Consider the following 14,342-nt stretch of genomic DNA (forward strand, 5'->3'; position numbering starts at 1 on the left):
GGACAGACCCAGACCTCCGATGCCCCCAGCCCACACCCCAATGGAACAGCTGAGCAGCCCACAGGCCCGCCGCATCGCCCTCGCCGCTCAGGGCTTCGGCCGCAGCCGTCCCGCGACGCCGGGGCCGCGACACCTGATGGATGTCATGGGGCGGTTGGGCGTGGTGCAGATCGACTCGGTCAATGTGGTGTCCCGCACCCACTACCTGCCCTTCTTCTCCCGCCTGGGAGCCTATCCCCGAGACGCCCTGGAGAGACTGGCCTGGGGCAGGCGGCCGAAGTTTTTTGAATACTGGGCCCATGAAGCCTCCCTGCTGCCCCTGGCGACCCAGCCCCTGCTCCGCTGGCGCATGGAGGACGCGGAGGCGGGCGTCGGCGTCTGGAAGGGCGTGGCCAGGTTCCTGCGCGAACATCCGGCCCTGATGGCCCGCGCCCTGGCCGCGGTGGCCGAGCGCGGACCATTGTCGGCCTCGGAGCTGGAAGTAGGGGTCAAGGGGGCCGGCGGCTGGTGGGGTTGGAGCGAGGCCAAGCGGGCGGCCGAGTGCCTGTTCTGGACCGGACGCCTGACCACCGCCACGAGGCGGGCGACCTTCGAGCGTGTCTATGGCCTGGCCCATGAGGTGTTGCCCGCCGAAATCCACGGCGCGCCGACGCCCGCGCGAGACGACGCCCAACGGGCCCTGCTCATGATCGCCGCCAGGGCGCAGGGCGTGGCCACCGAGCGGGATTTGCGGGACTATTTCCGCATGGCGCCGGCCGACACCCGCGCGCGGATCGCCGAACTGGTTGAGGCTGGCGACCTCGTCCCCGTGGCCGTACGCGGCTGGGACCAGGCCGCCTATCTCGATCCCACCGCCCGCCGCCCCCGACGGATCGGGGGCGCAGCCCTGCTGTCGCCCTTCGACAACCTGATCTGGTTCCGGGAGCGGACCGAGCGGTTGTTCGGGGTGCGGGTGCGCCTGGAGATCTACACCCCGGCCGAGAAACGCACCCATGGCTACTACGTCCTGCCCTTTCTGGAGGACGAGGCGATCACCGCCCGGGTGGACCTGAAGGCCGACCGCAAGGCTGGGGTGCTGCGCGTGCTGGCGGCCCACGCCGAACCGGGCGCCACACCGGTGACAGCCGACCGGCTGACGACCGAGCTGCGCCTCATGGCCGGCTGGCTGGGCCTGACCGATGTGGCGGTCGAGCCCCGCGGCGACCTGGCGCCAGCCCTGGAGTCCGCCCTCAGGCGCTGAGCGACTTCGGCGCCATGACCAGCCAAGGCGTCGGCCCAAGCCGCCACTCCCAGACGGCTAGCAACTGGTCCAGATGGTTGGAGGCCATCAGCCAGTCCGGCAGGGGCAAGGTTCGCCCGCCCATGGGCAGTTCTGTCACATGATGAGTCGGGGCGAAACGCGCCGTCAGGCGCGCCGCCACGCCGGGCCGATAGACCTCGTGGGCCTCGACGATGATGTGCATGTGGGCGAGCGCCGGGCTGAGATCGGGGCGAAGGAGGTCTTCCTCGGCGCCTTCGACATCCATCAGGACAAGACGGCGGGGACCGGCGAAAGCCTCGAAATCTTCCGGCTTAAGGGTCTCGCCGATGGTCACGCGATCAGTGACACCGTTCAAGGCCGCCATCTGGGCGCAGGCCGCCCGCGCCTTGGGCTCGGTGTCGAAGGCATGCACCTGAGCCTGAGGGGCAAGCAGGGCCATGCCCACCGCATAGTAGCCCTCGGCGCACCCGACATCGATCACGCAGTCGAGTCCTGCAGCCACCAGCGCCTGCAGGTAGGGATGAAGCTCGGCCTCGTAGGTTCCCAGCAGCCGTGGGGCCACAGCGCCTTCAGTGGCGCCCGCGACATAGGCCATGCCGGCGAAGGGGCCCTGCAGCACCGTGCGTCCGTGGCGCGCAATGAAGGCGTCCACGATCACCGAGGCGCGCCATAGGGCCAGGACCCGAAGGGCGAGGTTCAATTCACGGGGCTCGGCCAGGGGCGGTCCACGGTCCAGCCGCTCACGCAGCCAGCGCACGACATTGTCGGCATAGGTCAAGGGCGCCCCGATCACTCTGGGCCCCACCCCGAGGCACCCTCGCCTATTCCGTCGGTTGCGTCACCCTGAACCTAGGCCAGCCCCTCGGTGACCGCGTGCAGTCGGGCATAGGCGCCGCCCTTGGCGACCAGCTCGGCATGTCGGCCCTCCTCCACCACCCGGCCGCCTTCGAACACCAGGATCCGGTCGGCGCCGCGGATGGTGGACAGGCGGTGGGCGATGACGATGGTCGTGCGTCCAGCCATCAGCTCCTCCATGGCGCCCTGCACGTCGCGCTCGGTCTCCACGTCCAGGGACGAGGTGGCCTCGTCCAGGACCAGGATCGGTGCGTCCGCCAGGAAGGCCCGGGCCAGGGCCACCCGCTGACGCTCGCCGCCCGACAGCTTCACCCCACGCTCACCCACCAGGGTCTCGTACCCCTTGGGAAGACGCATGATGAAGTCATGCGCCCGGGCGCGCCGCGCCGCCCCGGCCACCTCTTCGGGGCGAGCCTCAGGCCGCGCATAGGCGATGTTCTCCGCAATGGTGCGGTGGAACAGGGCCGGGTCCTGCGGCACCAGGGCGATGGACCGCCGCAGGGAGGCCTGGCTGACCTTGGAGATATCCTGACCATCGATCAGGATACGGCCCGACTGCACGTCGTAGAGTCGCTGCAGCAGCTTGACGAAGGTCGACTTCCCCGCCCCCGTGGCGCCAACCAGGGCGACCTTCTCGCCTGGCGCCACGATCAGGGTGAAGTTCTCGTAGAGGGGCCCGGCGGCGGCCTGATAGCCGAAGGTGACCCGGTCGAAGGCGATCTCTCCCCGCTCGCCACGGAAGGCTGAGGCGTCGACGGCGTCGGCCACCTCCGGCGCCGTGACAGCGTAGCGCGCCACGTCCTCCACATCGTCGAGGCCTTTCTGCATCATGCGGATGTTCTCGCCGACATTGCGCAGATAGCCGCTCATCAGCATGAAGGCGGTGATGGCGAAGACCACGTCACCGGCGCTCGCCTGTCCTTGCGCCCAGAGCCGCAGAAGCAGGCCCGTCAGCCCCGCCTGCAGGCCGACCAGCAGCAGGTTGTGCCAGAGCCAGACATTGATGAACCTCGTCCAGGTGATCAGGGTCAGCCGCCGCCACAGGGCCGTGACGCCGCCGATCCGGGCTTCTTCACGCGCTTCAGCGCCAAAGGCCTTCACCGTCGGGTTCGACCCGATGGAGTCTGACAAGGCGCCGCCGATCCGCGAGTCCAGGGCCACCGACTTCAGGTTGGCGGGTCGCACATAGACCGTCGTCAGCCAGAGGTTGGAGACCAGATAGACGATCACCACCGCCAGGGAGAAGAACCCGACCATGGGCCAGCGGGCGATCATCATCACCGACAGGCCGATCAGCACGATGAGCGCCGGGCCCAGCCAAAGGATCACCGCGTCGGAGACCATGTCATAGCCCCACATGCCCCGGCTGAGCCGCCGCACCGTGGAGCCGGCGAAGGTGTTGGCGTGCCAGTCCGAGGAATAGGACTGAACCCGACGGAAGCCCTCGTCGGTCATGTCCTTCATGTTGGCTGCGGCCATCGGATTCCAGAACCGGAAGGCGATGTTGCGCACCACGGTGAAGGCCAGGAACACCCCGATGAAAACCGCCCAGGCCCGCCAGGCGAGGTCGGCCTGGTCTGGACCTGCGGCCACGATGTCCATCAGCCGTCCCGCCGCCCATGGCAGGGCCAGGTCGAAGCCGATGGCCACCAGGGTCAGGGCCACCGAGGTCCAGAACAGCGCCGGCCGCCGCAGCCAGAAGGCGCTGATAAAGCCCAGCACCTGACGGTTGGACAGGGTCCGCTCGGCCAGGTCGTCGGTGTCGTCATAGTGGTCGGTCATGGCGTTCTCGATCTGGCGGTCATTCGGCGGCTTCGGAGACGGCGTGCAGTCGGGCATAGGCGCCGCCCCGGGCGAGCAGCTCTCCGTGGCGGCCCTCCTCGATGATGCGGCCCCGGTCAAAGACCAGGATCCGGTCGGCGCTGCGGATCGTCGAAAGCCGGTGGGCGATGACGATGGTGGTCCGCCCCGCCATCAGTTCCTCGGTGGCCGCCTGGACCTCACGCTCGGTCTCCACGTCCAGGGACGAGGTGGCCTCGTCCAGGACCAGGATCGGGGCGTCGGCCAGGAAGGCGCGGGCGATCGCCACCCGCTGCCGCTCACCGCCAGACAGCTTGACCCCACGCTCGCCCACCAGGGTCTCGTACCCCTGCGGCAGGCGGGCGATGAAGTCGTGCGCCCGGGCCCGGCGGGCGGCCAGGGCCACCTCGTCAGGATTGGCGTCGGGGCGCGCATAGGCGATGTTCTCGCCAATGCTGCGGTGGAACAGGGACGGGTCCTGGGGCACCACGGCGATGGCCCGGCGAAGCGAACCCTGCGTCACATGGGCGACGTCCTGGCCGTCGATCAGGATCCGGCCGCCATCCAGGTCGTGCAGCCGCTGGAGCAGCTTGACGAAGGTCGACTTGCCCGAGCCCGTGGGGCCGACCAGGGCGATCCGTTCGCCAGGCGCGATGGCCAGGCTGAAGTCCTGATAGAGCCGCTCGCCCTGGTTGGCGTAACCGAAGCTCACCCGATCAAAGGTGACCGCCCCTTCCAGGCCCTGGAACGGCGGAGCCGCCGGCTTGTCGGCCAGCTGCGGCTCGGTGCGCATATAGACGGCCACGTCCAGCAGGTCGTCGAGACCCTTCTGCAGCATGCGGGTGATCTCGCTGAAGTTCCGCATATAGCCGGCCATCAGCATGAAGGAGGTGATGGCGAAGGCGACGTCGCCGGCTGTGGCCTCCCCTTGCGTCCAGGCCCACAGGATCAGTCCCGTCAGCCCCCCCTGCAGGATGACCAGCAGGACGTTCTGCCCCAGGCCCACCAGGTTGAACCGGTCCCAGGTGCGGATCACCGCCACCCGCCATTGCGCGACCGTGCCGGCGAACCGCTGGCCTTCGCGGGCCTCGGCGCCGAAGGCCTTGACCGTCGGGTTGGCCCCGATGGCGTCGGCCAGCGAGGCGCCGATCTGGGAGTCCAGGGCGTTGGAGACCAGGTTGACGGGCCGCACGTAGTAGGTGGCGGCCAGCACGTTGTAGACCGCGAAGATGATGACCACCGTGGCGGTGAACAGACCCGCCAGGGGCCAGCGCACGGTCATGGAGACCGCCAGCCCGCCCAGAACGATCAGAGTCGGCATCAACATCAGCAGCAGGGCGTCGGACGCGCTGTCATAACCCCACATGGCGCGCGAGACCTTGCGCACCGTCGCGCCGGCATAGTTGGAGCCGTGCCAGTCGGACGAGAAGGACTGCACCCGCTCAAAGCCCTGGGTGACGATCCGCTCCATGATCCGGGCGTAGAAGCCGTTCAGGATGCGGAAGCCCGTGGTGCGGACGCCGTAATAGACCACATAGAGGCCGGTCAGGAACGCCCAGGCGGTCCAGGCGGCCTCTGTCAGCCGGTCGGGCGAGGACACCGCGTCCACCAGGGCGCCGGCCGCCCAGGGGATCGAAAGATCACAGGCCGTACCCACCAGGAAGAGGGAGGCGGCGGTGAAGAACCGCGGCTTGTCCACCATCCACTGACGCCACATGAAGCCGATCACGGCCATATTGCCCAAGGGGCGGGGACGGGTGACGCCTTCGTCTTCGTCGAAGAATTCGCTGGTCATGGAATGAGCCAAAAATCTGGAACGCAGGCCCGGGGGCCGGCGGAGATGGCGCAAGGCCGCAGACGCGCCAGGAGGGCGCGGAATGGGGCCGAATGCGGAGAGAGCCGGGAGCAGACGTCCCGGCGGGTGCGGACGAACACGGGGAAATTCCTGGAAGTCGGGAGCCTGGGGAGGCGCCGGCCCGGGAAGATCCGCTCGAGCTGGGCTCTGAGCTAGGTTCGGGTCGCGGCGACGCAGCGGTGGGGGTTCGGTGCAAGATGCGTCGTCATGCGAACCCTCCTGTCTGGTCGCGGGTGGTGGAGGTCCGGAAGCTAGGCGGGGCGAGAATCGCAGTCAACCGCGCGTTGAACATCGTTTTACCAACCGCTTTCACTGAGGCGCCGAAGACACGATCTGGTAGGAGGCGAGGCATGATCGCCCCCCTGCCTGATGCGGCGCCGGCCAACTGGGTCGACCGCCACGCGCCGCCCGCCCTGCGTCCCTGGCTGAAGCTCGGCCGGTTCGACCGCCCTACCGGCATCTGGCTGCTGATGCTGCCCGGCTGGCAGGGAATCGCCCTGGCCGCCGCCATGGAGGGGGAGTTGCCCGACTGGCGCTGGCTGGCCGCCTTCTTTGTCGGCGCGGCCCTGATGCGGGCGGCCGGCTGCGCCTACAACGACATCGTCGACCGGGATTTCGACGCCAAGGTCACGCGCACCGCCGGGCGGCCGATCCCCTCGGGCCAGATCACGGTGCGCCAGGCCTGGGCGTTCGTCATCGGCTGCTGCCTTGTCTCTCTGGCGATCCTGCTGGCCATGCCGCCCTTCGCCATCGCGCTTGGCGTCGGCTCCCTGGCCCTGGTGGCGGCCTATCCGTTCATGAAGCGGATCACCTGGTGGCCGCAGGCCTGGCTCGGCCTCACCTTCAACTGGGGCGCTCTGCTGGGTTTCGCCGCGGTGACCGGCGGCCTCCAGTGGCCCGCCTTGCTGCTCTATGCCGCCGGCTTCTTCTGGACCCTCGGCTATGACACGATCTACGCCATCCAGGACCTGGAGGACGACGCCCTGGCCGGGGTGAAGTCTTCGGTCCGCCGCTTGGGCGAGGCGACGCCCAAGGCCGTGCTGGTCTTCTACGTGCTAGCCTTCGTATCAGCCCTGGCCGCCGCGTGGACAGGCGGTCTTGGCCCCCTCTTCCTGCCGCCCGCCGCCCTGTTTGGCCTGCATCTGTCGCGCCAGGCCGCCCAGGTGCGGCTGGATGACCCCGCAGGCGCCCTGGCCCTGTTCAAATCCAACAGCCTGGCCGGTCTCGCCATGTTCCTGGCCCTGGTCGCCGGTGCGTGGGGCGGGCCGCAGGGTCTGTTCTGACGCGGCGATGACCTGAGACGTCGTTGAGGGGATCTGAGGTCTCAGCCAGGATGCCGCCTACGACCCCGCGCTGTCCTGGAGTGAAGCATGGCCTTCGTCGCCACCCAGCCCGTCGCCGAATTTCCGGCCATGCTCTCTCGCCTGCGTCGGCATCGGGGTCTGTCGCAGATGGGACTGGCCCTGGCCGCCCAGGTCTCCCAGCGCCACGTCTCCTTCCTGGAGACCGGTCGCACCCGACCCTCCCGGGACATGGTCGCACGCCTCGCCCAGGCGCTAGATCTCGCCCTGCAGGATGTGAACGCCCTCCTGCTCGCCTCGGGCTTCGCCCCGGCCCACGGGGAGAGCGCCTATACCGATGAGGCCGCCGCCATGGTCCGGCGGGTGACGCAGCTGGCCCTGTCGGCGCATGAGCCCTTTCCCGCCTTCGCGGTCGACCGGGCCTGGCGCCCGCTGGTCGCCAACGGTCCGGCCGCCATGCTGTTCGGCGACCTGCTGAGTGATGACGGCCTGGACCCCAAGGTGAGCCTGATCCGAAGCGCGTGCGAGAGCCCCACATTCCGAAACGCGGTGGCCAACTGGGGCCAGCTTGTCGCCCACTTCCAGGCCCTGGCGGAGGCCGAAGCCTGGCGCGCGCCGCCGGGGCCGATGCGCGCGGAGCTGGACGCCACGGTGGCCGCCCTCAAGGCCCAGGCGCCCGACGGCGCCACGGTCCACGCGGCCCCGGGCGCGGCTCTGATCCTGCAGATCCGCGGGCCTGGCCTGCGACTGGACCTCGTCTCCACCGTCGCCCGGTTCGGCGCCCCGGCCGACACTGCGGCCGATGACCTGCGGATCGAGTTCTTCTACCCCGCCGACGCCGCCAGCGAACAGGTGCTGAGGGCCCTGGCCGCCCAGACACCGAAGGCCTGACGCAGCGTCATTCTACCGGCCCGTCAAAAACCGTGGCAGACTGCGGCCATGGCCGTAGCCCCGCGCATAGATCCCAAATCCCTGTTCAGCGCGCAGGAATGGGCGAGCGTTTCCAACCGTTCGAGCTGGAAGGGGCTGGCCCTGATCGTCCATGCCTGGGGGGTGATCCTGGCGGCGGCGGCCCTGGCGGTGATCTGGCCGCTGACCCTCCCGCTCGCCATCATGATCATCGGCGGCCGGCAGCTCGGCCTCGCCGTCCTGATGCACGACGCCGCCCACGGCGCCCTGCACAAGAACCTCAAGGTCAATGACTGGGCCGGCGAATGGCTGACCACCGGCGGCCTGCATCGCTACCGGCCCTATCACCTGACTCACCACAAGTTCGTCCAGCAGGCCGAGGACCCCGACCTGGTGCTCTCGGCGCCCTTTCCGATCACGCCCACCTCCCTGCGCCGCAAGATCGTCCGGGACCTGACCGGCCAGACCTGGTTCAAGCAACGCTTCGGCCTCGTACGCAGCCAGCTGGCCGCGCGCCAGGCGGGCGAGCCCCTGTGGCCGATCCTCAAGGCCGAGATCGTGCGCAAGCGGCGCATGTTGATCGGCGCCGCCATCACCCTCGCGCTCACCGCGCCGTTTGGACTGTGGTGGGCCTGGTTCGTCCTGTGGCTCCTGCCCCAGGCCACCTGGATGCAGATGATCACCCGGCTGCGCAATATCGCCGAACACGCCTGCGTGGCCCGGGACGAGCGCGACCCGTTCCGGTGCGCTCGCACCACCTATGCCGGCCTGGTGGAGCGGGCCCTGATCGCCCCCTACTGGGTGAACTATCACTGCGAGCACCACATCTTCATGCACCTGCCCTGCTACAATCTGCCCCGGGCGCACCGCCTGTTGCTGGCCAAGGGACTGGGGCCGCAGATGGAGATCCGCGGCGGCTATCTTGAGGTGCTGCGCATGGCCGCCTCCAAGGGCGTGCCGGGCGACTTCGCGCCGGCCTGATCATTCCCCTTGCGCTGCGGCGGGTTCTTCGCCACTCGCCCTCGACGCAAGGTGCAGGAGAGCGGCGTGATCGAGCAGACCCCCGAGGGCCGCCGCGCCTTCATTCTGGCCAATACCCGCCAGCAGGCGCCCCCCCACACCCCCGAACTGACCCTCCACCTGGCCGACGAGATCACCCCGATCTGGAAGATGACCGAGGAGGCCCTGGAGGAGATCGGCCTGCCGCCGCCCTTCTGGGCCTTCGCCTGGGCCGGCGGTCAGGCCCTGGCCCGCTACATCCTCGACAACCCCGACATTGTGGCAGGCAAACAGGTGGTCGACTTCGCCTCAGGCTCCGGCATTGTCGCCATCGCGGCGGCCAAGGCCGGCGCGGCCCATGTGCTCGCCGCCGATATCGACGCCTATTGCGGCGCAGCGCTCGCCCTCAACGCCCAGGCCAATGGCGTGGCCTGTGACTTCACCAGCGCCGATCTGCTGGACACCCCGCCCCCGCCGGCCGACGTCATCCTGGCCGGCGACATCTGCTACGAAAAGCCCCTGGCCGCCCGGGTCATGGCCTGGTTGACCGAGGCCAAGGCCGCCGGCGCCACGGTCCTGATCGGCGACCCCGGCCGCAGCTACTTCCCCCGCGAAGGTCTGGTCAAACTCGCCGAATACCAGGTCGCCACGACGCGAGAACTCGAGGACCAGGAGGTCAAGAAGACGGCGGTGTGGAGCTTGGCCGTCTGAGCCGGCGCCGACTGGTCGCCAGCGGCGCGGACCTCTGCCTATAGTGACGTCCCTGTTACGCCGCTGATCTTCGGAGCCTGCCCATGCGTCGCCGCACCTTTCTGGCCGCCCTGCCCGCCGCCTTGCCCGGCGCGCTGATGGCCGGCGCCGCCCAGGGCCAGACGCGGGTCCAGACGCCCAACCGCGATCGCCCTGATGTGGGGCCGGGCGACCGGATTGATGGGGCGACCTTCGCCAGCCGCAGTGCGGTCTGGGGGACCCACGGGGCGGCGGCCACGGCCCACCCGCTGGCGACGCTGACGGCCATCGACATCCTGCGGGCCGGGGGCTCGGCGGTGGACGCCGCCATCGCGGCCAATGCGGTGCTGGGCTATGCCGAGCCCATCGCCTGCGGCATCGGCGGCGACTGTTTCGTCATGCTGTGGGACCCGAAGACCAAAGAGGTGGTCGGCCTGAACGGTTCGGGCCGCAGCCCGCGGGGCCTGTCCCTGGAGACGGTGCGCAGCCGGGCCAAGAACGGCCTCATCCCCTCCCATGGCGCCATCTCGGTCAGCGTGCCCGGGACGGTGGACGCCTGGTGGAGCCTGCACGAACGTTACGGCAAGCTGGCCTGGAAGGACCTGTTCGCCCCGGCCATCGCGCACGCCAGCGAGGGCGCGCCGATCAGCCAGAACGTCGCCTACTACCTGCAGCGCAGCTACGCCAACTTTACCGGCGGGACCCTCGGCATCGAGGAGGTCGACAACTTCAAGGCCGTCTGGGCGCCCGACGGCGCTACGCCCCGCGAGGGCGAAATCTTCAAGAACCCGGGGCTCGCCCGCACCTACGGCCTGATCGCCGAGGGGGGGCGCGACGCCTTCTATGACGGCGAAATCGCCGACACCATCGAGCGCTATTTCCAGCGGATCGGCGGCTGGATGACCAGGGCCGATCTCGCCGCCCACCGCGCCGAATGGACCAAGGCCTATTCCAGCAACTATCGCGGGGTGGACGTCTACAGCCTCGGCCCCAACAGCCAGGGCCTGGCGACCCTGCAGCAGCTCAACATCATGGAGCAGTTCGATATCCGCGGCATGGGCTTCCAGTCGGCCGCCGCCATCCACCACGGGGTTGAGGCCAAGCGGCTCGCCTTCGAGGATCGCGCCCGCTACTACGCCGACCCCACCTATTATGACGTGCCGGCCGAGTGGCTGATCTCCAAGGCCTATGCCGCCGAGCGCGCGCGCCTGATCCGCCCGGGCTCCATCCTCCAGACCATCTATGCCGGCCAGGCCCCGACCCGGGGCGACACCACCTATTTCACCACCGCCGACAAGGACGGCATGATGGTGTCGATCATCCAGTCCAACTATCGCGGCATGGGCTCGGGCCTCGCCCCGGACGGCCTGGGCTTCATGCTGCAGAACCGGGGCGAGATGTTCGCCCTCACCGACGGCCACCCCAATGTCTACGCCCCGGCCAAGCGGCCCTTCCAGACCATCATCCCGGGCTTTGCGGTGAAGGACGGCGCGCCGTGGCTATCGTTCGGCGTCATGGGCGGCGACATGCAGCCCCAGGGCCAGGCGCAGATCATCTCCAACATGGTCGACTTCGACCTTTCGCTGCAGGAGGCCGGCGACAGTCCCCGCTGGCGCCACGGGGGCGGGTCCGAGCCCACCGGCGAGGTCATCCCGGGGACCGGCCTGCTGCACCTGGAAGGCGGCGTGCCTGGCGCCACCCGCCAAGCCCTGGCCGAGCTGGGCTGGAAGATCGGCGAAAGCGACGGCAGCTTTGGCGGCTATCAGGCCATCGAGCGCTGGCCCGGCCGCTATGCCGCAGCCAGCGAGATGCGCAAGGACGGCGTGGCGCTGGCCTACTGACCTGAGGCGAGGCCATGACCGAGGCCGAGGCGCGCGACATCATTCTGGCCTTCCCGGGCGCGGAGGAAGGCACGTCCTATGGCCTGCCATCGTTCAAGGTGCGCGGCAGGTTCTTCACCCGCCTGCGGGTGGAGGACGCCAGCCTGGTCCTGAGCGACGTCGGCTTCGATGAGCGCGAAATGCTGATGGCCGCCGAGCCCGCCACCTTCCATCTGACGCCCCACTATCAGAACTATCCAACCGTGCTCGCCCGGATCGAGAGCCTCGATCCGGGGTCGTTGCACAGTCTGCTGGAACGCCGCTGGCGCAACATGGCCAGCAAGGCGATGGTCAAGGCCTACGACGCGTCGAGGTCCGCCTAGAGTTAGGGCGCATTTCGCTCCGATAACCGGTTCCCATTCGTCGGACCGCGCTCTAGCGGGCGGCGTAGTGCAGGCCGACGCCGACGGCGGTCCGGGCCTCCGCCAGGGTTTCCTGGTAGCAGTCCGAGCGCGTCACGGTGCGCTTTAGCGTGCGCACGCTGCCTTCGTGACCGCCACAGGCGGTGAAGGCGGCGCGCTCAACTCGGCGCTCCAGACGCTTGGCGTCATCGGCGTTGGCGGGGTTGAGATTGGTGACAATGACGGTGGCGGTTCCCGTCTTTGCTGGCTGCGCCAAGGATGGGCCAGCGATAAGAGCCGCGGCGAGCGCGACGGCTGCGAGCTTGAACATGGTCGTCTCCCTAATGACAGACCCCACGGTGGCGGCTCTGACGGCTGCCCGGATTTCGTTGGGTCACCTTAGGAAGATGGGGGCGGATTGGGGCCAGGGGAAGATCTGCCGGCCTAGAACTCGTCTTCGACGGCCGAGCGGAACTGCTCGAAGATCTCGGCGGCCCGCTGATTGTTGTAGGGCTCTGGTTCGTCCTCAGCCTCGGGCTCTGGCGCTGTCGCGCCGTGCAGGCGGCCGGCCACAGCACCCCCTTGGACAAGGATCAGTTCCTCCCCCTCTGCGAGCCCGGTGAGCATCTGGGCGATCCTGGGGGGCAGGTCATCAAGGTCGAGGCGCTTCATGGGCGCAGAATCTAGCGGCAAGCGCGCCCGGCGCAAAGGGTGACACCGGGCCTGCGCGGCCCTAAGTCCTGGGACCAGATCACCCAGGGAGGGCTCATGGCCTATCGGTCGCTGCGGGAATTCATCACCAAGCTGGAAGCCGCCGGCGAACTGGTGCGGGTGAGCGAGCCCGTCTCCACCGTCCTGGAGATGACCGAAATCCATCGCCGCCTGCTGAAACAGGGCGGCCCGGCCGTCCTTTTCGAACACGTCATCCGCGCCGATGGCGAACGCTCGCCAATGCCCTGCCTGGTCAACCTGTTCGGCACGGTGAAGCGCGTGGCCATGGGCGTGACCCTGGAGGGCCGCGAGCGCACGACGGCCGCTGACCTGCGCGAAGTGGGCGAACTGCTGGCCTTCCTGCGCGCGCCCGAGCCCCCCCGGGGCCTGAAGGACGCCCTGGACATGCTGCCGCTGGCCAAGACGGTCATGGCCATGCGTCCGGCCACGGTGAAGAAGGCGCCGGTGCAGGAGATCGTCTGGACCGGCGACCAGATCGACCTGACCAAGCTGCCCATCCAGACCTGCTGGCCCGGCGAACCGGCGCCCCTGATCACCTGGCCCCTGGTGGTCACCAAGGGTCCGTCCACCGATCGGGAAGACGACTACAATCTCGGCATCTATCGCATGCAGGTGCTGGGCAAGGACCGCACCATCATGCGCTGGCTGGCTCACCGGGGCGGCGCCCAGCACCACCGTCGCTGGAAGGCCGCGGGCAAGCCTGACGCCCTGCCCGCCTGCGCGGTCCTCGGCGCTGATCCCGGCACCATCCTGGCGGCGGTCACGCCGGTGCCTGAGACCCTGTCGGAATATCAGTTCGCCGGCCTGATGCGTGGCGCCAAGGCCGAGCTGGTGGCGGCCAAGACCGTGCCGCTGATGGTGCCGGCCGAGGCCGAGATCGTCATTGAGGGCCATGTCCTGTTGGACGAATACGCCGACGAAGGCCCCTACGGCGACCACACCGGCTACTACAACTCCGTCGAGAAGTTCCCGATCTTCCAGGTCAGCGCCATCACCATGCGCCGCGACCCCATCTATCTGACCACCTTCACCGGCCGACCGCCCGATGAGCCCAGCGTGCTGGGCGAAGCGCTGAACGAGGTCTTCATCCCCCTGCTGCGCCAGCAGTTTCCGGAGATTGTCGACTTCTGGCTGCCGCCGGAGGGCTGCTCCTACCGGATCGCCGTGGTCTCGATGAAGAAGGCCTATCCCGGCCACGCCAAGCGCGTGATGATGGGCGTCTGGAGCTATCTGCGGCAGTTCATGTACACCAAGTGGGTGATCGTCGTGGACGACGACATCAACGCCCGCGACTGGAAGGATGTCATGTGGGCCCTGTCGACCCGCATGGACCCGGCCCGGGACATCACCCTGGTCGAGGGCACCCCCATCGACTATCTGGACTTCGCCTCGCCTGAGAGCGGCCTGGGGTCCAAGATCGGCCTGGACGCCACCAACAAGTGGCCGCCCGAAACCCACCGCGAATGGGGCGAGAAGCTCGACATGGACGAGGCCACCGTGGCGCGGGTCACCGACCGCTGGGCGAGCCTCGGCCTGCCGCCGCTTAAGGGCTGACGACCGAGGCTTCGGCCCCGGGCTCATGGAGGGTCGGGTCAAGGCTGACCGTGACCGAAGAGGCGTCGTGGATGATCTGAGCCCCGATCGGCCAGGCGCCTGCCTTACGACCCTTGCCCCTTGCCC

13 protein-coding genes are annotated in these 14,342 nt (G+C 68.9%); 8 read left to right on the forward strand and 5 right to left on the reverse strand.

Going from position 1 to position 14,342, the window contains the following annotated elements:
* The first annotated feature begins 19 nt into the window (after window positions 1-19).
* Window positions 20-1,240, forward strand: a complete 1,221-nt coding sequence (locus Q8K84_RS08660) for a winged helix-turn-helix domain-containing protein (protein WP_305282216.1) — start codon at window positions 20-22, stop codon at window positions 1,238-1,240.
* Here the strand turns inward: Q8K84_RS08660 and Q8K84_RS08665 are convergent.
* From Q8K84_RS08665 to Q8K84_RS08675, 3 genes are read right to left on the reverse strand one after another with little or no spacing between them, the layout of a single operon-like run.
* Window positions 1,230-2,054 (reverse strand): hypothetical protein, encoded by an 825-nt coding sequence (locus Q8K84_RS08665; protein WP_305282217.1) that lies wholly within the window; start codon window positions 2,052-2,054, stop codon window positions 1,230-1,232. The two genes, Q8K84_RS08660 and Q8K84_RS08665, sit on opposite strands and share 11 nt — an antisense overlap.
* Before the next feature lie 56 nt (window positions 2,055-2,110).
* Window positions 2,111-3,898, reverse strand: a complete 1,788-nt coding sequence (locus tag Q8K84_RS08670; RefSeq protein WP_305282219.1) for an ABC transporter ATP-binding protein — start codon at window positions 3,896-3,898, stop codon at window positions 2,111-2,113.
* A gap of 19 nt (window positions 3,899-3,917) precedes the next feature.
* Window positions 3,918-5,711: an ABC transporter ATP-binding protein gene (locus Q8K84_RS08675; RefSeq protein ID WP_305282220.1), complete on the reverse strand. Its 1,794-nt coding sequence runs from the start codon at window positions 5,709-5,711 to the stop codon at window positions 3,918-3,920.
* A gap of 410 nt (window positions 5,712-6,121) precedes the next feature.
* Between Q8K84_RS08675 and ubiA the strand changes: the two genes are divergently transcribed.
* From ubiA to Q8K84_RS08705, 6 genes are all read left to right on the forward strand, one after another.
* Window positions 6,122-7,054, forward strand: a complete 933-nt coding sequence (gene ubiA / locus Q8K84_RS08680; protein ID WP_305282221.1) for a 4-hydroxybenzoate octaprenyltransferase — start codon at window positions 6,122-6,124, stop codon at window positions 7,052-7,054.
* A gap of 87 nt (window positions 7,055-7,141) precedes the next feature.
* Window positions 7,142-7,963, forward strand: coding sequence for a helix-turn-helix domain-containing protein (locus tag Q8K84_RS08685; RefSeq protein ID WP_305282223.1), 822 nt, complete (start codon window positions 7,142-7,144; stop codon window positions 7,961-7,963).
* 48 nt (window positions 7,964-8,011) lie between these two features.
* Window positions 8,012-8,962 (forward strand): fatty acid desaturase family protein, encoded by a 951-nt coding sequence (locus Q8K84_RS08690; RefSeq protein ID WP_305282224.1) that lies wholly within the window; start codon window positions 8,012-8,014, stop codon window positions 8,960-8,962.
* A gap of 66 nt (window positions 8,963-9,028) precedes the next feature.
* Window positions 9,029-9,691 carry a methyltransferase gene (locus Q8K84_RS08695; RefSeq protein ID WP_305282225.1) on the forward strand — a complete coding sequence of 221 codons (663 nt, stop codon included), beginning with the start codon at window positions 9,029-9,031 and terminating at the stop codon, window positions 9,689-9,691.
* A gap of 83 nt (window positions 9,692-9,774) precedes the next feature.
* Window positions 9,775-11,550 (forward strand): gamma-glutamyltransferase family protein, encoded by a 1,776-nt coding sequence (locus tag Q8K84_RS08700; RefSeq protein ID WP_305282226.1) that lies wholly within the window; start codon window positions 9,775-9,777, stop codon window positions 11,548-11,550.
* 14 nt (window positions 11,551-11,564) lie between these two features.
* Window positions 11,565-11,912 (forward strand): MmcQ/YjbR family DNA-binding protein, encoded by a 348-nt coding sequence (locus Q8K84_RS08705; RefSeq protein WP_305282228.1) that lies wholly within the window; start codon window positions 11,565-11,567, stop codon window positions 11,910-11,912.
* 52 nt (window positions 11,913-11,964) lie between these two features.
* Here the strand turns inward: Q8K84_RS08705 and Q8K84_RS08710 are convergent, their stop codons facing one another.
* Entirely contained in the window at window positions 11,965-12,261 is a 297-nt protein-coding gene (locus Q8K84_RS08710; RefSeq protein WP_305282229.1) for a UrcA family protein, read from the reverse strand.
* Between the two features lie 113 nt (window positions 12,262-12,374).
* The gene (locus Q8K84_RS08715; protein WP_305282230.1) at window positions 12,375-12,602 is read right to left on the reverse strand and encodes a hypothetical protein; all 228 of its coding nucleotides are present in this window, start codon (window positions 12,600-12,602) and stop codon (window positions 12,375-12,377) included.
* Window positions 12,603-12,698: 96 nt separating this feature from the next.
* Between Q8K84_RS08715 and Q8K84_RS08720 the strand changes: the two genes are divergently transcribed.
* Window positions 12,699-14,216, forward strand: a complete 1,518-nt coding sequence (locus Q8K84_RS08720) for a UbiD family decarboxylase (RefSeq protein ID WP_305282231.1) — start codon at window positions 12,699-12,701, stop codon at window positions 14,214-14,216.
* Window positions 14,217-14,342: the final 126 nt, after the last annotated feature.

The sequence above is a fragment of the Phenylobacterium sp. genome, from assembly GCF_030679875.1.
Taxonomy (GTDB): Bacteria; Pseudomonadota; Alphaproteobacteria; order Caulobacterales; family Caulobacteraceae; genus Phenylobacterium.